A 271-nucleotide genomic window follows, 5' to 3' on the forward strand; every position below is an offset into this window, starting at 1 on the left:
AATCACCTCGGGCGCGAACATGAACTTCGACCGCATGCGCTTCGTGGCCGAGCGCGCCGAGGTGGGCGAAGCGCGCGAAGCGGTGTTCGCGGTGACGATCCCCGAGGAGCGCGGCAGCTTCAAGCGCTTCTGCGAGCTGGTCGGCACGCGCAGCGTGACCGAGTTCAACTACCGCATCGACGACGCCGAGCGCGCACACATCTTCGTGGGCGTGCAGATCCGCAACCGTGGCGAGTCGCAGCAGATCGCGAAGGCCTTCGTCGATCACGGC

1 pseudogene is annotated in these 271 nt (G+C 66.8%); it reads left to right on the forward strand.

Going from position 1 to position 271, the window contains the following annotated elements:
- Positions 1-271, forward strand: a pseudogene (locus tag U5A57_RS41535) (threonine ammonia-lyase, biosynthetic); the annotation flags it as partial.

This window comes from Paraburkholderia sp. J11-2 (assembly GCF_905220185.1).
Lineage (GTDB): Bacteria > Pseudomonadota > Gammaproteobacteria > Burkholderiales > Burkholderiaceae > Paraburkholderia.